At 60.1% G+C, this 20150-nt stretch carries 14 protein-coding genes and 1 tRNA gene; 1 reads left to right on the top strand and 14 read right to left on the bottom strand.

The window, feature by feature from the left end; genetic code table 11:
• Window positions 1-137: 137 nt before the first annotated feature.
• The 13 genes from AC6IZO_RS00235 to AC6IZO_RS00175 all read right to left on the bottom strand — a co-directional run bounded on the left by AC6IZO_RS00235 (window position 138) and on the right by AC6IZO_RS00175 (window position 18512).
• Window positions 138-884, bottom strand: a complete 747-nt coding sequence (locus AC6IZO_RS00235; protein ID WP_497806789.1) for a formate dehydrogenase accessory protein FdhE — start codon at window positions 882-884, stop codon at window positions 138-140.
• A complete protein-coding gene (locus AC6IZO_RS00230; protein WP_497806787.1) occupies window positions 881-1552 on the bottom strand; it encodes a formate dehydrogenase subunit gamma in 672 nt (223 codons plus the stop codon). Before AC6IZO_RS00230 ends, AC6IZO_RS00235 begins: the two co-directional genes overlap by 4 nt.
• Window positions 1539-2447, bottom strand: a complete 909-nt coding sequence (gene fdxH, locus AC6IZO_RS00225) for a formate dehydrogenase subunit beta (protein ID WP_497806785.1) — start codon at window positions 2445-2447, stop codon at window positions 1539-1541. The genes AC6IZO_RS00230 and fdxH overlap by 14 nt, the downstream gene beginning before the upstream one ends.
• A 9-nt stretch (window positions 2448-2456) precedes the next feature.
• Window positions 2457-5006 (bottom strand): formate dehydrogenase-N subunit alpha, encoded by a 2550-nt coding sequence (gene fdnG, locus AC6IZO_RS00220; protein ID WP_497806783.1) that lies wholly within the window; start codon window positions 5004-5006, stop codon window positions 2457-2459.
• A gap of 48 nt (window positions 5007-5054) precedes the next feature.
• The gene (locus AC6IZO_RS00215) at window positions 5055-5639 is read right to left on the bottom strand and encodes a hypothetical protein (protein WP_497806782.1); all 585 of its coding nucleotides are present in this window, start codon (window positions 5637-5639) and stop codon (window positions 5055-5057) included.
• A gap of 751 nt (window positions 5640-6390) precedes the next feature.
• On the bottom strand, window positions 6391-7581 hold the full coding sequence (locus tag AC6IZO_RS00210) for a porin (RefSeq protein ID WP_497806780.1): 1191 nt from the start codon (window positions 7579-7581) through the stop codon (window positions 6391-6393).
• A gap of 111 nt (window positions 7582-7692) precedes the next feature.
• Window positions 7693-8028, bottom strand: coding sequence for a cytochrome c3 family protein (locus tag AC6IZO_RS00205; RefSeq protein ID WP_497806778.1), 336 nt, complete (start codon window positions 8026-8028; stop codon window positions 7693-7695).
• A gap of 60 nt (window positions 8029-8088) precedes the next feature.
• Window positions 8089-9525, bottom strand: a complete 1437-nt coding sequence (locus AC6IZO_RS00200; protein WP_497806776.1) for an FAD-dependent oxidoreductase — start codon at window positions 9523-9525, stop codon at window positions 8089-8091.
• Between the two features lie 198 nt (window positions 9526-9723).
• Window positions 9724-10956 (bottom strand): MFS transporter, encoded by a 1233-nt coding sequence (locus AC6IZO_RS00195; RefSeq protein ID WP_497806774.1) that lies wholly within the window; start codon window positions 10954-10956, stop codon window positions 9724-9726.
• A 44-nt stretch (window positions 10957-11000) separates the two neighbouring features.
• Complete coding sequence (locus AC6IZO_RS00190) at window positions 11001-11921, bottom strand: LysR substrate-binding domain-containing protein (protein WP_497806772.1); 921 nt, start codon at window positions 11919-11921, stop codon at window positions 11001-11003.
• Entirely contained in the window at window positions 11918-13189 is a 1272-nt protein-coding gene (locus AC6IZO_RS00185) for an MFS transporter (RefSeq protein ID WP_497806770.1), read from the bottom strand. The genes AC6IZO_RS00190 and AC6IZO_RS00185 overlap by 4 nt, the downstream gene beginning before the upstream one ends.
• A gap of 169 nt (window positions 13190-13358) precedes the next feature.
• The gene (locus AC6IZO_RS00180) at window positions 13359-16436 is read right to left on the bottom strand and encodes a TonB-dependent receptor (RefSeq protein ID WP_497806768.1); all 3078 of its coding nucleotides are present in this window, start codon (window positions 16434-16436) and stop codon (window positions 13359-13361) included.
• A gap of 801 nt (window positions 16437-17237) precedes the next feature.
• Window positions 17238-18512, bottom strand: coding sequence for an MFS transporter (locus AC6IZO_RS00175; RefSeq protein WP_497806766.1), 1275 nt, complete (start codon window positions 18510-18512; stop codon window positions 17238-17240).
• A gap of 97 nt (window positions 18513-18609) precedes the next feature.
• On the opposite strand from AC6IZO_RS00175, the gene AC6IZO_RS00170 reads away from it, so the two are divergent.
• Complete coding sequence (locus tag AC6IZO_RS00170) at window positions 18610-19563, top strand: LysR family transcriptional regulator (RefSeq protein WP_497809998.1); 954 nt, start codon at window positions 18610-18612, stop codon at window positions 19561-19563.
• Between the two features lie 440 nt (window positions 19564-20003).
• On the opposite strand, the gene AC6IZO_RS00165 is transcribed toward AC6IZO_RS00170, so the two are convergent.
• Window positions 20004-20090, bottom strand: a tRNA-Leu gene (locus AC6IZO_RS00165).
• Window positions 20091-20150: the final 60 nt, after the last annotated feature.

Genomic DNA, 20150 nt, shown 5'->3' with positions numbered 1-20150 from the left:
GCTGCGCGCACCTGGCCGCTGAAAGTGGATTTGACTGAAACGCTCCTCTCGCGCAAATGCAGTAAGCTTCCCGCAAAAGAAATACGGCGTGACGGAAGTCGAATACTTCCGTCACGCCGCTAGAATCTTGCGCCGGATTACAGGCCGAAAAGATTTGGTGTTACCGGCTGGTACTGCTGTTCCACCGCCCACAGGCTCATTGAAACCGAGGCCAGATCGTCAACGGCCGGAACCGCGTTGCCGTCCACGCTGAGATCGATGCACTTCAGATAGGTTCTGCAGTTGTCGCAGCCTGTCAGATAAATGTGCGGGAATTTCTCGCTCTTGAAGTTCGGCAGCTTTTCCTTGTCCTCTTCGCCGCAGTTGACGCACTTCAGGCGGCGATAGGCCCACTCGGTGCCGCACAGCCCGCAATACAAATTGCGCTTCGCACCGTCGCCCTCCGGACGCATCACTGCCAATTGCGGCAGCGAATTGCAGAACGGGCAGCGTGGCCCGGAGAAATCGGGCTGCTCCCACGCCAGGGCCTCAGCATAGGGTTGCAGCAGAGCGTCGAGGAAGAAGTTCGGTGCACACTCCTCGCCGTTCATCCGTGCCTTCCATTGCTGTGAAAGCAGCGTCTTCCAGTCGTTGCCTTCCAGTCCGCTGGCCACGGCGGCCATCTTCTCCGGAGCGCTGGTCTTCACCAGCGCCAGCAGCGCAGGCCCCTTGGCGGCAAGCGCATCCAGCTCCGGCTTGCCGCTTGAGGTCAACTGTTCGTACACAGACTTCTGCAGGCGCAGAAGCCCGGCATAAAAGCCGAGCAACTGCGCCGCAGAGCCTTTCTGGTCCCGCAACAGTTCAGCGCGTTCAATGCGCACATCCCAGGGGATGCGTTGGCTCACTTGCGCGCCTCCTGTTCGGTCATCTTCCGGTACCACAGCGGATGGTGCAGCATGCCCCAGCCGCGCGAGACGTAGCCCAGGGTGATGGCACGCCAGCTTCCCGGCACAATCACCGTGCCCATGTAGACATGCACGATGAACAGTCCGATGGAAACCAGCGCGGCCGCCGAGTGCACAAACGCCACGATGGGCAGCACCCAGTGCGCCGAGCGAGGAATGTACTCCGGTATCCAGAGCACAAAGCCCGTGATCGGCAGCAGAACCGCCATGGCCAGCATGCCGATGACGAACACCTTCTGGCCGGAGTCAAAGCGCGCCTGCGGTGGCAGCTTCTCGTCCTGGTTGGTGATGTAGAACATCACCTTGTCGTTCCATTCCTTGTCTTCCGGAATGAACTTGACGTCATCGCGCCAGATCCAGCCCATCCAGAAGACGGCGGCCACAAAGCCGATGCCGACGATGGGATGCCAGAAGCGCGCCGTCGGGCCTCCGCCCAGGAACATCACGATCCAGAACAGGTAGGGCGTAAAGAACGCCAGCCCCGTCAGGCCGCAATAGACGTAAGTCGCCGCTGTCGTCCAGTGGCAGACGCGCTCCCACCAGGAGTAGCGCATGATCTGGTCACTGGGCACTTCCGTGCGCAGAACCGCATGTTTACTTGTTGCCATGCGTCACCTCCGTACCCGCCGAGGGCATCTGGTCTTCGCGGATCTCTGCTTCCTTGGGTCCCCAGCGCAGGAAGTGAACCGCAGCCGCCACCAGCCCCAGGAAGATGCTGGTGCCGCCCAACCACTTCAATGGTCCCTTCCACAGGTTCACGAACGCCGCAATGCTCGGATTCTTGGGCAGTGCATACTTCTCCGGGTTCTTGATGTCGTGGAGCACGTAAATCACATGCGTGCCGCCGACGCCCTCCGGATCATAGACGCCTGCATCCTTGTATTGCGTCTGCTCGCGCAACTGCTTGGCGCGCTTTTCCGCCAGGTCCTTCATGTCCTCCTTGCTGCCAAAGTGCAGGCAGCCCGTCGGGCAGGACTTGATGCACGCCGGCTCCAGACCGTTGCTGACGCGGTCGGAGCACAACGTACACTTGAAGACCTTCTTTGTGTTCGGGTTGAACTTCGGAATGTTGAACGGACATCCGGTGACGCAGTACTGGCATCCGATGCAGTTGGCCTGGTTGAAGTCGACGATGCCGTTGGCATACTGCACAATGGCGCCGTCGGCCGGGCAGGCCTTCAGGCATCCCGGGTCCTCGCAGTGCATGCACTGGTCCTTGCGCACCAGCCACTGGAATGAGCCGTCTTCATTGGTGTGCTCGCTGAAGCGGATCAGGTTCCAGTAGTTCCACGCGGTGTCCGGCATGGTCTGGTAGGTGTTGTCGAAGGTGGTCTCGCGGAACGGATAGCCGTTCCACTCGAGGCAGGCGACCTCACAGGCCTTGCAGCCGATGCAGGTCGTCACGTCCACCAGTTTGCAAATGTCGTAATCTCGCGAACCACCCGCGCCCGCCACCGGCCCCGCGTGTCCCGAGATCGCTTTGATCTGGAGTAGCTTTGGCATCGTGCCCTCCTACGCTCTCTCGAGCTTCACGAGGAAGCCCTTGAATTCCGGTGTAAAGGCGTTGGGATCGGTCGCGGCCATGGTCAGGCCGTTGGCCAGGGTGCGCGCCGTCTTGCCCTGATCTTCCTTGATGCCGCGGAAGCCCCAGTGGATCGGAATGCCGATCTGGTAGGTCTTCTTGCCGTCGATCATCATGGGCTTGATGCGCTTGGTCACCATGGCACGTGCAATGTAGACGCCACGCGCGCTGCTGACCTTCACCTTCTCTCCGCCATGCAGCTTCATCTCGTCGGCCAGTTCCGCGGGAATTTCCACGAACGGCTCGGGCTGTAGCTGCACATTCATCGGGTTGTTCTTTGTCCAGTAGTGGTAGTGCTCGGTCAGGCGGTACGTGGTGCAGAGAATGTTGTAGCCCTGCTCCACCGTGCCGTACTTGTCCGCCGCACTCTTAAACTTCTTGCTGACCGGGTTGTTCGTCTGCTTCGGATGCAGCAGGTTCACGACCGGGCTTTCATGCGGTTCATAGTACTCGGGGAACGGTCCGTCGTTCATGCCACCGAGCGGAACAAACAGGCGTCCGATGCCGTCCGGATTCATGATGAACGGCCCCATGTGCTCCGAGGGCGCCGAGTCGGCCTTGAAGTCGGGCACATCATTGCCGACCCACTTCTTTGCCGCCTCGCTCCACCACACTTGCGCGCGATCCGGATCCCACGGCTTGCCGCTGGCGTCGCACGACGCGCGGTTGTACAGCACGCGCCGGTTTGCCGGCCAGCACCACGCCCAGTTCGGATACGCACCCAGGCCTGACGGGTCGTCCGTACCGCGGCGCTGGATCATTGCACCGGCTTCCGTCCAGCTTCCGCTGAAGATCCAGTTGCCGCACATGGTCGAGCCGTCGTCGCGCAGGAAGCCGAAGCCCGGAAGCTGCTGCCCGGTTTTGATCGTGGTCTGCGTGGCCTCGTCGGTCACGTCGGCCAACGCACGGCCGTTCAGCTCCTTCGCCACTTCGCTCAGCGACGGGTTGTACTTGTTCGTGTAGCTCCACGAGGCATTCAGAATCGGATCGGGGAACTTGCCGCCCTCTTTCTGGTAAAGTTCGCGGACCTTGAGGAAGATGCGCGCCAGAATCTCCTGATCGACCTTGCAGTCTCCCGGAGGCGGCACGGCAACCCACTTCCACTGCAACCAGCGCGCGGAGTTGACCATGGTTCCGTCCTTCTCCGCAAAGCCTGCGCCGGGCAGCCGGTAGACCGCCGTCTTGATGTTCTTCAGTTCTTCCTTCGGCACCGAAGGCGCCATCCAGAACTCGCTGGTTTCGTCCGGATAGATTTCGCAGACTACCAGCCAGTCGGCCTTCTTCAGCGCCTCAATGTTCTTGTTCGAGTTCGGGCCGATGGCCACGCCGTTCATGCCGAAGGCGAACAAGCCCTTCACTTCCCCGCGATACATGCCGTCCCACAATTCGGTCCAGCTGTAATTGCGGTCTACCTTGGGAAGGTAGTTGAAGCAGAAGTCGTTCTCCTTGGTCGCAGCCGAACCGTACAGCGCCTTCAGCAGCGAGACCACAAAGCGCGGCGTGTTCGAGCCATAGTTGAACGAAGACCATTCGTTCGGCTTTGACGTGGTCGGCGTCACGCGCTTCAGGTAGTCGGCCAGCGAAGTGTCAGCCGGAGTCGGCACCGCAAGGTAGCCCGGAAGCAGGTGATAGAGGCCGGCCATATCGGTCGCGCCCTGAATGTTGCTGTGTCCGCGCAGCGCGTTCACGCCGCCGCCCGCGCGGCCCATGTTGCCCAGCAGAAGCTGGATCATGGCAGCGGCACGGATGACCTGCGAACCCGAGCTGTGGTGCGTCCAGCCCACGGCGTAGATGATGCTCCCGACCTTCTTCATGTCTCCGCCCTTGCGGATGGAGGTGAACAGGTCGGCGGCCTTCACAATCTCTTCCTTCGAGATGCCCGTGATGCGCTCCACCACTTCCGGCGTGTAGCGCGAGTACTGCTTCTTCAGCAGTTGGTAGACGCAGCGCGGGTGTTGCAGGCTGAGGTCATAGGCCACGTTCGGTGGCAGCTTCGGCGCAGGCGCAGGCTTGCCCGGCTCAACCGCAGCCGCCTTGGCCGGAGCGGATTTTGCCGCAGACGCATCCTTGCCCGTCAGGTTTCCGCCTTCTTCGTAGTTCCAACTGCTCTTGTCGTAGCTGTGCTTCTCGGCATCAAAGCCCGAGTAAAGGCCGTCTTCCGGCAACTGGAAGCCTTCCTTCACGATGAAGGCGGCGTTCGTGTAGTTGACCAGATATTCCTTGTTGATGCGGTCGTTCGATAGGATGTAGTTGATGAACGCGCCCAGCAACGCGATGTCGGCGCCGGTGCGGATCTGCATGTGCATATCGGCGACGGCGGCCGTGCGCGTGTAGCGCGGGTCAACCACAATCAACTTTGCATTGCGGTTGCGCTTGGCTTCCATCAGCCACTTGAAGCCGCAGGGGTGATTTTCCGCCGGGTTGCCGCCCATTACCAGCATCATGTCGGCATTCTTGATGTCCACCCAGCCATTCGTCATGGCGCCACGCCCAAATGATGGTCCCAGACCTGAGACCGTTGGGCCGTGTCAAACACGCGCCTGATTTTCGATGTAGGTCAGGCCCAGGCTGCGCATGGACTTCACGGCGAGATAGTTGAACTCATTCGTGTCCGTGCAGCCGCCCGTAAAGCCAATCGACGGGCAGCGGTTCACCGTGTTGCCCTTGTCGTCCTTCTCGATGAAGCTTTCATCGCGCGACTTCTTCACCAGGTGCGCGATCTCATCGATGGCCTGCTCCCAGCCGATGTCTTCCCATTTATCGGAACCGGGACGGCGCACCTGCGGCTTCAGCAGGCGGCGCTCATTCAGGATGTCGTGATACAGCGAGGAACCTTTAGGGCACAGCGTGCCGCGGTTGATCGGATGGTCAGGGTCACCTTCCACGTGTACCACCTGCGGCGTTACGTTCTTCGCCTTGTCGCCGATGGTGTGGATGATGATGCCGCAACTGACCGAACAATACGGGCAGGTTGAGCGCGTCTCTGTCGTACGCGCAATTTTCAGCTCGGAAACTTCTGCGTATGCTCGCTCCAGACCAAAACCGAAAGCCACGGCTGGGATGGTCGATCCCAGGGCCGTGGCTTTCAGAAAGTCTCTTCTTGTAACGCTCATTCGAACTCCTTGTTTCGTCCCACTTTCAAAAGGCGTTGCCTGCCTTTGACAAAGCAGCGTTCCTCTCGCGGGGACCAAATGTGAAATTCGTGCAGCGGGGCGTCAGCCACATGAAAAAAGAGAAAAAAGACGGCAGCACAATGTTGCCGGATTTACTCCACTCTTTCTTACGATGTTCTCGCACATCGTAAGATTCACATTCTGCTCCACTTTGGGAATAAAAGGTGTGGAAAAACGACAGTATTTTTAGAAGGAATCGCCCCGCTCGTCGTCAACGGGAAAGTTGAGGACCACGGGAAGCGAGAATGGTCCCAGGAGACAGCCTTCGCGCTCGGTGGGGGTGGAAGCTGTGGCTACAACGCATCTGAGTCTTTCTGACTCACTCGATCTGCGCTGGTAGTCGTTGTAAGGACTGTTATTTTCATATTACGAACAATTTTCTGGTCGTAAATTAACTGCGAAGAATTTCAACAGGCAATTCACAATCGCGCAGCCCGCGCCACCAATGCAGCCAGCACGCTGAAAACGTACCTCACCGCAAGCAGAGGCGACTCAGAATCCGTGTGCACGGCGGAAACGATGCTGGAGCCGAGCACGCCGCCCAGCATCCCCAGGCAGCCGAGCAGTGCAGGGCCGCGTTGCGTACCCCTTCGCGTCTTCCAGACAAAAAAGTGGGGCCGCATCAGCGGCCCCGTGCAGGTGCGAAGCAGGCCCGATCACTTCGGCCGGGCCTGCCTTGCGTGGAAGACGGTTACTCCGACTTGAGCAGCTTGGCGGAGAAGTTGAAGCGCACGCCAACCTGCACGCCGGTGACATCCTTGCCGGTAACCGGCAGGTTCTTGGTAATCGGCCCGGCGGCGCCAAGTCCGAAGTCTGCGTTACCGACGTTGACCAGGCGGCCGGCGGTTCCCCACAGCATGCCCCACTTGGCAAAGTCATAAGCAGCAATCACGCTCGGCTCATGCGCCTTGGCGCGCGGCCCACTCTCAGCGCTGCCCCAGCCAAAGCCTGCGCCCACGCGCAGCTTCGGTGTCAGGCGGTAATTGCCGGAGAGCGAGTACATGTCCCAATAAGGGCCGTGCGCGACCTTCTCCGCAACGTTGCTGCTGGAGAAGTCTCCGACGCTGGCCTGCGGCGAGTTGCCGTGGAAGTAGCCGGCAAACACTTTGCCATGACCGTAGTCGTAGGACGCGCCGGTGAAGCCCGAGCGCACCGAGAACGAGCGGTCGGCGGCCAACTGCTGCTGGTAGTTGCTGACGAAATAAAACTTGTTGTTGCGGCTGTTGTAGTCCACCGAAGCGATATAGGCATTCAGCACGTCGGCCGACTTGCTGTACTTGCTGTTGACGCCCGCGATGGAGGTGTGTGCCTGCACGCGCCAGCCCTTAATGATGGGCGAGCGGTAGCTGATCATGTTGTCAAAGCGCGGGGTATAGCCGCTGGTGTTGTTGAGGAACGAGCCGAAGGTTGCACCGGAGAAGGTGTCGATGCTACCGAGCTGATCGAACAGCGGGCTGTTCTCGCGGCCGAAACGGAACTCGCCGAACTTGCCTGCAACGCCGAACCACGCCTGACGGTTGAACAGACGAGTTGTGTCGCTCAATCCGCCATTGTAGGAATAGAAGCCATTTTCCAGCGTGTAGGTGAGCTTCAGCTTGCTGCTGATTTCAGAGGCGCCGCGGAAGCCGATGCGCGTTGCCTGCCAGCCGCCGCTGTCCAGTTTGAACTGGCTGCCGGTGCCGGCGGCATCGGTGTAGCCGGCGTATTCATCAATGAGGCCGTAGATTTCCAGGTTTGTCTTTGGTACATACAGCGGCTTCACCGGAACCTGTGCGCCCGTATCGGGCTTGTCCGGCGCGCCTTGCGGATAGTTGGCCTGCGCCCATGCCGAACCGCAGACGCTCATCACTCCAGCCAGAATAAATACTGCTAACTTTCTCATAACGTCGTCCTGATTTCGGAAATGAATTATGAAGACACACTCCGGGCCTGCGGGCTGTAAGCCTCCAGCCCGGAGAAATACTCTCTTGTCGCCTATGGGGGGAACCCGGTTCTACTTCTTGTGGCAGCTATCGCAGTAGTTCTCGCTGGCCTTGTGGCCGTGGTGGCACTGCGTGCACTCAAGGTCCACAAAGTGCCCCTTGTGCGGATTGTGGTCTATCGCCTTGGTGCGCTCCGCCAGCTTTTCATAGGACTCATGGCAGGTGAGACACTGCGCTGTCTTCACCGGCTTGGTCTTCGGACGGTTGTTGTGGCAGGCTTCGCAATCCAGCCCCAGGGCCTTGTGCTTGTCGGCCAGCATTGGCTTGTCCTGCGCAAACAGCGCGCTGGAAGCGACCGCGACCGCAAACAGGAGAGCGAAGAAGAATAGCTTTGCAAATAATTTCATCACTTCAGACTCTCAATGCCCCCGGGGCCAGGAGGAGCCCCGGAGGCGTTTGGTTATGAATTAATCAGCGTCAACCGTCGCGATGGCAGCGGCTTCCTTGCCTGCGATGCGTCCGAAGACCGAGATCGCGGCCAGCGAGTTGCCACCCGCGCGATTGCTGCCGTGAACACCACCGGTGACTTCACCGGCGGCGAACAGGTTCGGAATCACCTTGTTGTTGATGTCGAGCACCTGGGTGCGCGAGGTGATGTGCAGACCACCCTGCGTGAAGTGAACGTTCTCGCGCTCCATGCCGTAGTAGTAAGGCGGCTTGTTGATGAGCTGCGTGAAGGTCGTCTTGCCGAAGTCCGGGTCCTGCTTCAGGGCCGCGTACTTGTTGTAGCGGTCGAGCGTCTCCTTCAGAGTCTTGGGATCAACGCCCATGCCCTTGGCCAGCTCTTCAATGGTGCTGGCCTTCTTGATGAGGCCGGTCTTCAGCTTGGATTCCACGGTGGCGTTCTTGATCGACTGATCGTCGGTGATGACCCAGCAGAACTGGCCCTTCGCCGCCAGAATGGCGTCGGCAATCTTGTCGCGGCGGCCGCCTTCGTTCACGAAGCGCTTGCCTTCCGCATTCACCCACACATCGCCGCCTACGTAGTCAATGGCGCGGCCACCGTACCAGGGAATGAGCTGGATGTAATCCATGCCAACAACATCGGCGCGGATGTTCTGGCCCATGATGATGCCGTCGCCGGTGTTGAAGTCCACGGCCTTGCCGGTCGGGTTGGCGGTGGTGTGGAAGCTGGCGTCAAGGCGCGGATCGTACTTCATGCGCAGTTCAACGTTGCCGGAGAAACCGCCTGTGGCAACGATGATGGCCTTTGCCAGGAAGGTGATCTTGCCTTCCTTGTCCTCGGCCTTCACGCCGTAAACAGCGCCGTCGTTGCCGTCGCGCAGCAACGCGGTGGCGCGGGTGTTGGTGCGGATTTCGACGCCGGCCTTCTTGGCGGCATCATTCAGCACACGGATGTAGTCGCGTCCGGCATTGGTGGCGCCGGAGTTGTGACCGCGCGGGAACAGGCCGCCAAAAGGCTCAAACACACGGTCGGCCCACTTCAGGCCCAGCGATTCATACCACTGCTTCAGGTCGGCGGCGTTGTCGGTGAACACCTTCACCAGCGCCGGATCGCCGCGGTTGTCGCCAGCCGCCAGCGTCTGGTGGTACATGATCTCGGCCGAGTCCTTGATGCCTGCCGGGCCTTGCAGGGCCGGATCCGGAAAGTTCATGGAACCGCCGGAGATGATGGTAGCGCCGCCCACGGTCGGCATCTTCTCCAGCATGATGACCTTTGCCTTGAGCTGCGCGGCGGTGACGGCGGCGTTGTAGCCCGCGCCACCGGCGCCGATCACCACGATGTCCGTGGTGACGATGCGCTCCGGCGCTGCCTGCGCGTAGCCGAGCGCGCAGAACATTGTGAGAATGACCAGGCATGCTGCCAAGCGGATGTATTTCACGTATGACTCCTAAGCAAGCTGATTTCTGGGATCTTCCATGTTCGGCCTCAACTGGGTACGTATGAAGAAATCTGGGAGGCCCGAACTGCGGTAACGCGGAAGAAGTCCGAGGGCATACTACCCCGGCTGTTTCTCAGGACTAACTACTTTATTTGTCTTGCCTCATGCCTGGCAGGCATATATGAAATGGACCAGTAATTATGCGGCTTTGCGCTCGTATTCACCGGCGTCGCGAGCCCACGTGCGCGCACGCTCGGTCAGCAGCGCCCCGCCGGCCCCGGCGATGGCGGCGGCAGCCGCAAGCGCAAACGCGCTGACGTATCCCCAGTGATGAATGGCCACTCCGGCCAGCGGCCCGGTGATGCCCAGCGAGAGGTCGAGGAATGCCGTGTAGACGCCCAGTGCGGCGCCTCGGTCGGCCAGCGTCACCACCTTCACGGCCTCAACGCCGATGGCGGGAAACACCAGTGCGAAACCCGCACCTGCCACGGCCGCGCCTGTCATGGCAACTGCGGAAGAGTGCGCGAGGCAGAGGCACGCGAGGCCGAGCGTCTCCACCAGCATGCTGGCTGTGGCCACGCGCAGGCCGCCATGATGGTTAATCCAGTTGGAGCCAACGATGCGCACCAGCACGAAGCAGCCTCCGAAGAGCGAGATCGGCAGCGTGGCGTGCGCCCAATGCTGGTTCTGAAAATAGAGCGTGACGAACGTGGCGATGGTGGCGAAGCCCCCGGTGGCGAGCGCCAGCACCATGCCGTACGGCAGCACGCGTCCCAGCACCCGGCTTAGTTCCAGACGCTCACCGTGCGCGACCTTGGCCACGCCCAGCATCTGCGCCACGGCCGCGCCGCCCAGCCCGACCACCGTAACGGCAATGCCGACGGCTGCGATTCCATGTGCCGCGGCCATCTCCACGCCGAGCGGTGCGCCAAGCGCCAGTGCGCCATAGGACGCCACACCTGCCCAGGAGAGCACGTGCGTGGAGTGCTCGTTGCCGACACGCGCCAAGCCCCAGGTTGTGGCCCCCGTGGCTACCGCGCCTTCGCCAATTCCAAGCACAAGCCGGCTGGCAAACAGCAGGCACAGGCTGAGCACGGGCTGCTGCACGGCGTCTCCGGCGGCTATCAGGATCATGCCGCTGAAGCCGCACACGGCCAGCCCGCGCACCACAGCCTTCTTCGGCCCAACACGGTCGGAGATTCGCCCCAGCAGCGGACGGAACAGCACCGTCGCCAGCGACTGCACGCTGATGACGAGCCCGGCTACGATCAGGTTGTAACCGAGGATGCGATGTACAAACTGCGTCAGCGATGCGAGCGGCAGCCCGATGCTGAGGTAGCACAGAAAACCAAGGAACGTGGTGCTCAGAATGCGCCAGAAGGCGCGACGGTCCAACGGGGCCTGCTGCTTCAACTGCTCGTTACTCCTCATACTTCTCCAGGCAGGCCCGGCGGCTCACGCGCATTGGCAACTGCTCATCTTCCGCTGACGGCCGGCTTCGTCTTCCACAACCGCAGCACGCGCAAAAAGTGCTGCAGAGCCATGGAGTCATTCCCCTCTCGATAGGCGACCATCAGATCAATCTCCGGTGCTGGCGTGCGCGCAATGGGCTTGACCGCCACGGTTGCCGGGGCGAACTCCCTCACGCCACCGGTCAGCACCGTGTAGCCCAGGCCGGAGCCGATCAGCGTCATCTGATCGATCAGCGTCTCGCGATCTCCGGCGGCTGCCGAACGCTTCGCCGAAAAATCCACGTTGGGGAACAGCTTCTGCAGTTGCGCCAGCACCTGCGTGCTCACTTCAATGAATGACAGATCCTTCAGATCGTCCAGACGGATGGCGCGCTTGCCAGCCATCGGGTGCCGCGCAGGAAGAAACACATAGAGCTGCTCCTTCAAAATCACTTCCGAGCAGATTTGCTCCTGCTCGATGGGACCGCGCAGAAATCCAATGTCGAGACTTCCATCCAGCAAACCCGCGATCTGCTGCGACGCCGAATGCAGCCGGAGCTGCGGCTTCATCTCAGGGAACTGCTGCTGCAACATGGGCAGCAGCGTGGAGAACACAGTGACTGCCGCTGGCGCGATGTAGCCGATGGTGATGAGTTCGCCCGCGCCACTGGCCAGCGCTCGCGTCCGTGCAATTGACGCATCGAGATCGCGAAGCAGGCGGCGCGTGTCCGAGAGGAATGCCTTGCCCGCCTCTGTAAGTTGCAACCGGTGCTGCTTGCGCTCGAACAGCTTGACCTGCACCAAGTCTTCCAGCTGCTGAATCTGCCGGCCCAGCGACGGCTGCGACGTGTGCAACAACTCCGCGGCACGCGTGATATTCAACTGCTCCGCGACGACCACAAAATAGCGCAGGTGGCGAAGCTCCATGGCGTCCTCCCTCTTCACGACCCGACCGGCCTTTCCTCCTCCCAACGCGGAATCCAGCGGTGCGCGCCGCCCAGACTGGGCGCCACAGCGTGCACTTGCAGGATGATTGCCTGCGCGAGAGCGAAACAAGCCAGACCGTAGAGGAAGATACAGGAGCGCAACCCAACCAGCAACACCACTTCGCCCGCCAATAGACTGCCCAGCGGCGCAACGCCCCAGCTTGCCATGCCGAAGACCGCCATCCGTCTTCCACGCGAGTGCCCACTACCGTCCTGCTGCAACAGCACATTGGTCGCGGAGATCTGCAGCATCATGGTGAAGCCGCTGGCAAACATCGCAAGCATCGCCGCCCATGGCTGCTGCGCCAGCGCCAGCACAATCAGAGCAAGACCGGTGCCAAGCAGCGCGGGCAGCACAAGGTGCTCCAGCCCTTGATGCCACCTGAGCCGCTGCAACAGTACGCTCGCTGCAATGGCTCCCATGCCGGAGGCAACAAGCAACAATGACAACATCATGGAGCCACCACGCAGTTCCTCGCGCGCGAACATCGGCATCAGTGTCAGCAGCGGCAGCGCGAGCAGGTTCAGCAGAGCCAGCAGCAGCACCGTGCGCAGGCGACCGCTCGATGCGCGCACAATTCTCCATCCCAGGCTTAACTCAGTCCACCAGCGGGATGCTCTGCCTGGTGCGACACTTTGGACCGGATCATTGAGATTCCACAGCACCGCCAACAGCGGCGCGAAGCTGATGGCGTCCAGCGCGAAGCATGCCCACTCGCCGGAAAAGTGTATGAGCCCTCCCGCCAGCGCCGGCCCCACCAACCGCCCCACCTGCACATAAGTTCCCTGCACGGCCACCGCGTCGCGGATGTGCGCATCTCCGGCGAGTTCTCCGCTCAGTCCATCGCGCGCAGGTTGCTCCAGCGCAAAGATGACGCCACGCGCGGCACACATCGCCAGCAGCAGCCGCACGTCCTCGCACTGCGAGAGCGCCAGCCACAGCAGCCCGCAAACTTCCAGCGCAGAGGCAACCTGCGTTGACAGATACAACCGCCTGCGGCCCCATCGATCCGCCAGCACTCCACCGACGGGGATCAATAGCAGCGAAAAACCCTGCCCCAGAAACGCCGCCAGGCCCAACATCCATCCGGAATGCGTGAGCCGGAAGATCCACCACGCCACGGCGAAGCGCGTACCCCAGCCAAAAGCCGACGAGATGCCCTGCGCCGCAAGAAGACGGCGGCATTCGGCGCTCAACCCGGTGGATTGGAAGAATGGTCTGTGCACTGTGCACTCTCTGGCGCTGCACTTCTATTCTGTCCGGTTGCCGCGATTTTGCTAAATGCTTTGTCTGCCTGCTGCCAGTCCTGCCAGGCATGGCGGACGACTGCACGTTTTGGGCGCAGAAAAAGGAGCTGGCCGAAGCCAGCTCCCTGTTGGCGCCGAAGCGCAAGGGTTAGAAGCTCAGACGGAAGCCGAACTCGCCAGAGAGCGAGCGGGCCGTAAGCTGGCTCGAAGGGTTGATGAAGCCGGACGCCGTCTTGAAATCGGACGAACCAACGTTGCCGTTGAAGTTGTTGCCATAGTTCGCACGGTTGGTCAGGTCGAACGCCTGAGCGATGATCTGCAGGTTCACAGTTTCGCGCAGCTTGAAATTCTTCGCCAAGCGGGCATCCAGGGTGAACGTCGGATCGCCACGAAGCGCATCGAACTTCGCGATGGTGGCAGTTCCGGTGAAATACGCCTGCCGCAAGTCCGCCTCCGTCTTACCGGAAGCAAGCTGCGTCTGGGACCAGGTGTAGTCCTTGGTGTTGCTGACAGGAACCAGGACACCAGTGCCGGCACCAGAGCCGTAGCCGATGTAATCATCGGGGCTGACCAAATCGTACGGACGAGCCGAACCGAACTGGAGGATCGGGGAGAACTGCAACTTCCAAGGCAGTTCCACCAGACCCGCGATGGTGACGTGGTGGCGCTCGTCGTTCGGCGAATAGCCGAAGTCAAAGCTGGACAGCGGCGCGGTCGGGTCCTTCGGGTAGTTGCGGAAGGAAGTACCGCCACTGGTGTAGCCCTGCGCCCACGCCAGGGTGTAGCTGGCGTTTACCGAGAAGTGGCGTGACATGCGCTGCTTGTAGACAAAGTTGATGCCATCGTAGCGCGAACGGCCGTTAGAGGATTCCACGCGGACCGAAGCCAGCGTCGGCACAGCGGCAGCCGCGAACGCGGAGGCCAGCGGACGATACGAACTGGTGTAGTCGCCCGCAACCGGCAGGTTCGGGTTGATGTTGATCGTCTTGTTCTCATGCAGGCTGAGCACATGAATGTACTCAACTTCGAACGAAGAGACCTTGTTCAACTCGTGGCTATAGCCGATGTTGAATTCCTCGGTTACAGGGTTCACGTAGCGCGGATCGATCAGGCGGCCCGTGCTGCCAGCCTTCAACGTGCTCGAAGCGGCCGGCAGGTTTGCAATGACCGTGTTGATGTTGGCGGTGGTGTAGGAGAAGTTATTCACCGTCGTGCCGGCGAAGCCCGGAACATAGGAACCGTCATTCTTATTCAGAGAGAAGCCCTGGAAAACGGTGTCGTTCGCCTGCTGCGTCATGAACAACGGAATGTTCTGGAAGATGTTGCCGTAGTAGAGGCCGTAGCCGCCACGAAGAATGTTCTTGCCCTTACCCGTCAGATCATAGGCAAAGCCGATGCGGGGGCTGAAGTTCTTAGTGTCATCCTGCGGAGTCTTCGAGGTGTAGGTCTTCAACCACGAAGGAGCATACGGGGTGATGGCAACCAGCTCCTGATAGGTGCGGCTGTTCTTCACCGAGTTGCTTTCCACCATATTGAAGTCGCGGTCCCAACGGAGGCCGAGGCTCAGGGTCAGGCGGCGGGTGACCTTCCAGTCATCCTGAAAGTAGATGCCAAACTGCTTGGTGCCGCCGGGGACGTTGGTCTTCGGGTCGCCCGTGGCGTAGGTGATGGTCTTGATGATGCCCGGCTGCGCGATGTTGGCGGCAACCTCTGCGGCCGTGGAACCAAGGGCCGTGGGGTCAACCGAGAAATCAACCTCGATCGGCACATCGTACTTGAAGTAGCCGCCCAGGGTCGGCTCCCAGAGGTAGTCGAAACCGGTCTTGAAGGTGTGCGCGCCCCAGGTCTTGGAGACGTCATCCTTGAACTGCCACTTACGCTGGAACGACTGCTGGGGAACGTTGGCGTTGGTGCCGAACTGCGTGCCGCTCGCAAAGGTCAACAGCGGAAGCTGGTAGTTGGTATTGATGTTGTTGTTCCAGTACTGGAAGCCAGCAGTGAACTGGTTCACCAGGCTCGGGCTCAGAACGGAATTCAAGGTGAAGCTGGCAAGCTGCAACTGGTTGGTGGTGTAGTTGCCGTTGGTCAGGTCACCGGTGCCGTCGGCCTGGTCGTTCTGGCTGTTGTTGCCCTGCGAGCTGTAGCTCAGGTAGGCCTTGTGGCTGGGATTGATCTGATAGTCCAAGCGGCCGTTGTAGCGGGTATCAAAGTACGGCGTCGGGATGCTGGCTGCGGGCTGTGCTCCCAGTGCGGTCAACAGCAACAGGTCTGAATAGTGCGTCGGATCTTCCGTCAGAGCGGTGTGTTCGCGCTGGCGTTCATAGGCGAAGAAGCCGAACAACTTGTCCTTGATGATGGGGCCGCCCACGCTGCCGCCGAACTGCTGACGCGAATATTCCGGGCTGGCCTTGCTGCCGTCGGCGAGCTTGTAATCGGCGTTGAACTGGCGCTCGCGGAAGGTGGCGAAGAGCGAACCGTGATACTTGTTGGTGCCGCTCTTGGTGATCATGTTGATGGCGGCGCCTTCCGAACGGCCGTTGGCGGCCGAGAAGCGCTGCGTGGAGATGTTGAATTCTTCGACGGCTTCCAGCGGAAGCTGCATCACCGTGCCGCCGACCGTGTTGTCCTTGTTGTCGACGCCGTTGACGGTGACGTTGACGTTACGGCCGCCCTGGCCGTTGACGGACAGAACCGCCGAGCGGTTCTTCGTCGGATCGTAGGAGTCGGCAGCCTTCACGCCCGGGACCAGGTACGCCAGGTTGGCGGCGTCGCGGCCGAGCATCGGCATTTCAACAACATCCTTCGGGGTGATCTGCTGTTCCACCGAGGTCTTGGCCTGGTCGATCAACTGAATGTCGCCGGAAACTTCCACGGTTTCCGTGGCCTGGCCAGGCTTCAGGAAGGCATTGACCGTAGCGGTCTGGCCGACCAGCAACTGAAGGGTCTCAACGTAGGCGGCAAAACCGTCCTTGGTCACCTTCACGGTATAAGTGCCGGCCGAAAGTCCGTCGAAACGGAAGCCACCCGTGCTGTTGGTGGTTGCCGAACGAGTCGCGCCCGTGTCCTTGCTGACGGCCGTGACGTTGGCGCCCACCAGAACCGCGCCGCCCTTATCCGACGAGGTTCCAACGATGCTGCCCGTGGCGGTCGCCTGGGCAAAGCCAAAGTTCACGCTCAGCGCGACGATGGCCATGATCAACAACATTTGTAGAAACTTCTTTGTCATTCTGTTCCTTGTCTCCCTGCTCTCTTCAGGAAAGAGGGTCAGTGTGTCAACGGTTGCAAAATGCGCCTAACAGCGGCAGCGCTGCCAATGCAGACGGAAATCCGATGGCGTCTCCGCGACCATGCGTGAGCATCGTCTGGATACACCTCGAACCAACAGCTCTCCGCAAACGCGGATGAACCGCTCGTAATTCCGAATGCGGCCCGCCCAAGGCAGGACCGAATCGGCAAGCTAACTCAAAACGTAAAGCCCCAATACTGAGTCAGGTTTGACTCAGCTCAGTTGATGATTCGTGGCAAATCGTCTGGTAGGTTCGCCAGCCGGGAGATGGAAGGTCTCCTCCACAAGTTGTGGTGGTAAGTAGCACGTTTAGTGCCAAATCTGGATAAGCGGGAGGGCGCATTCTCACGTGAATGCAAGTCTTTGAATTCACGCGACTCGCACGATTAGACACAAACGTGGATGATTCATGTAAATAATTTATTCTAAATATACTTATAGAAAGTTTATGAAGAGGGAGCGAAATCATGCTACATGCCCCAGATCGGTACAAATTCACAGGATTATTACAGGTTATGGAATTCGATCCGATCTGGAGTTATGGCAATTCATAGAATCACATCTCTCCAGAACCTGTCCGGCGGCATGTAGCTTCTCAGAAATCATCGGCCGCCAGCCAAGAACTCTCTTGACCTCGGAACCACTTCTGCATCAAGAATCCGGCAGTTGCATGAAACGTCCGCGCAGAGGGTGCCGGTGGCACCCTCTGCGTTTGCAGGGCATGGTCTGCGGTTCTACAAATTACGACCCGCACGCCTTCGGCAGGACCGGAGTGATCGTCAGGGAATGTCTGCTGTGGTTCTGTCTCCCCTTGGCAGAAGCGATCAGTAGAGCCGCAACCGATGCACCGGTAGCCAGACCGCTGATGCCGGACCAGCCCCACCTGACAAGGACGACTCCGCTCAACGAGGACCCTGCCGCCATTCCAAGAAACATTCCGGTAAAGAGGATGGCATTCAACCGGCTGCGAGCCTCATGATCCGCGCCATAGATGATCGTCTGGTGCGCTACCAGCGTAGCCTGCACGCCAAAGTCAAAGCCAATTGCGGCGAGTACCAGTAAACCAATTTGTGCCACGTATGGAACCAGCGGGAGGGCGAGCATCGAGGCGAACGAGATTGTGGCGATGGCAATTCCAATTCTCACCACCACGCGAGAGCCTTTTTGATCGGCCAGGCGTCCCGCAAGCGGCGCGGCAATGGACCCTGCTGCGCCAGCCAGCCCGAAGGCTCCGGCAACAGTGCTGCCAAGGTGAAACTTGCTGCCAAGCATCAGCGCCAGCGAGGACCAGAAAGCACTGAACGCAATGGAGAGCGCGCCCTGTGCCAGGGTTGAACGGCGCACCGGTGCATGGTGGGTCCAGAGGTGGCGCATGGAACCGAGTAGCGCGGGGTAGGACAGCTGTGAGTTCACCGGAAAATGCGGTAAGTGGCGCCACGCCGCAAACAGTACCGCGAGGACCGCTCCTGCGGCCAGTGCGTAGACCGAACGCCAGCCAAACCACTCGGCAATTGCTCCGCTCACCACGCGCGAGAGCAGAATGCCCAGCAGAAGGCCGGTCATCACCGTGCCCACGACCTTGCCACGCGCATGCTCGGGTGCCAGCGTGGCGGCCGCAGGGACAAAATCCTGCGCCAGCGTTGCGCTGAGTCCGATCAGCACGCTGGCAAATAACATGGAGCCGTAGCCAGTGGCGAGGGCGGTGAGTGCCAGCGCCAGAACCAGGGCGGCGGCCTTCGTCAGGATGATCTTGCGACGGTCAAAGCGGTCTCCGAGCGGGCTCAGAAACAGGATTCCAGCCGCATAGCCAAGCTGTGTAAGAGTGGGAATCAGGCTCACCATGCGTTCATTGGCATGGAAGGCCGTCGCCAGCAGACCAAGCATCGGTTGCGAATAATAAAGCGAGGCGACACCAAGGCCTGCTCCCGCGGCCAGCAGCAGGATCAGCGAGTGCGGCAGCGAAGTTGGGGTTGTTGCGTTCTGTTCTTGTTCATTCGTCTCTGGAATGGCAGGCATCTCGGTGCTCCTTCTTTCGTCAAGATGTTTCCATTCTGAATGCGGAGTTTTTCGATTTGTAGTAGGCTGCCCCTTAGAACGGCTATACGTGCGACGCATGAAGAAACTTATAGAGATCGGCACTGACCGCATCGAACTCGTGGAGACCTTTCTTCGCATTGTCGAGACGGGGAGCCTCTCCGCGGCCGCCAAGCGACTTGGCACAACGCAACCGACCGTGAGCCGCCGCCTTCAGATGCTCGAACAGTGGCTGGGCATTCGGTTGCTCCACCGCACCACTCACACGATGAATTTGACCGAGAGTGGAGAGCGCTACTTTGCCAGAGCCAAGGAGCTGATTGATGGCTGGAAGTCTCTCGAAGAAGAGATACGCGGCTCCAAATCCACGCCAAACGGACATCTGCGCGTGGTCGTTCCCCATGCGTTTGGCCAGGAGCAGTTGATCGCCCCGCTCACGGAATTTCTGCACAGCTATCCCAAGGTCACGGTGGAGTGGATTCTCCACGACCTGCGGCCAAATTTCATCATGGACGGAGTCGATTGTGCGATTCAGCTTGGCGTTGCCGATGATCCGAACACGGTGGCTCTGCATCTAGCCGAGGTGCCGCGAATTGTGGTCGCGGCGCCTGCCCTCTGCGGCAAGCCATCGCACCCTGTCTCCATCGATGAACTGCACACAATTCCGTGGGTGGCTCTGCGCCAGTATTATCGCGACGAAGCTTTTCTGATTCACGACGAGAGCGCCGTCGAACGCCGGATTCCGATTAAGACGAAGCTCCTTACCGACAGTCTCTATGCCTTGCGTGCCGCCACATTGGCGGGGTTAGGCGCGAGCCTGATTTCCGCGTGGCTGGTGGAGGACGATCTTGCGAAAGGCAGATTGGTGCAACTCGTGCCGGAATGGAGAGCGCCGACGTTGCCGGTCTATATCGTCTACCCCTACGCGCCGTTCTACCCTGCGAAATTACGCCGCTTTGTTGATCTGATGCGAGAACGAATGCCGGGCTTGGTAGGAATGCGCGCACCGCGGAAAGGTGCACGCATGAAGTAAGAGTGTTGCGAGGTTCCTCAAACGGCAGCGGACTCTAATCTCTATGCTGAGGTGTGGAACGTTCTTCTCGAACAGGAAGTCTCGCGATTCGCAAAACGGCGCTTCCCGCCCGAGCGCAAGCCTGCAGAAGATCACGAGACTCGTCTCTTTCCGCCGATCACAGACTGGACGGAACCCGAGTCACTGATTAGCCACGGAAACCTTGGGTTCAAAGGAAACACCTTTCCTTCAACAAGCTCTTTGCACGATGGAGGTCGCATCGAAACAGAAATGTGCCTACTACCAGCATGTAAGCGCAGCAAGTATGACCGGTGCAGTTCTTTGTGCTCTAGGGGTGCGGGCCTAATGGGTTGTTCTGGTGGTTCCCGACGACATATCCATTGATATGCCGTTCCAGGTCAGACAACATTCAAACGTCTGCAGATTACTCGAGAAAAAATTGGTGCCGAAGAAGGGACTCGAACCCCCACACCGTTGCCGGTACATGGACCTGAACCATGCGCGTCTGCCAATTCCGCCACTTCGGCACTGGAGTTCGGCTTGCGCGGGTCTCGCGCGCCCAGAAGGGCTGCCGTTCCATCAGATCG

Source organism: Oryzophilus luti (genome assembly GCF_059726245.1).
This window is presented reverse-complemented; position numbering and strand designations above follow the sequence as displayed.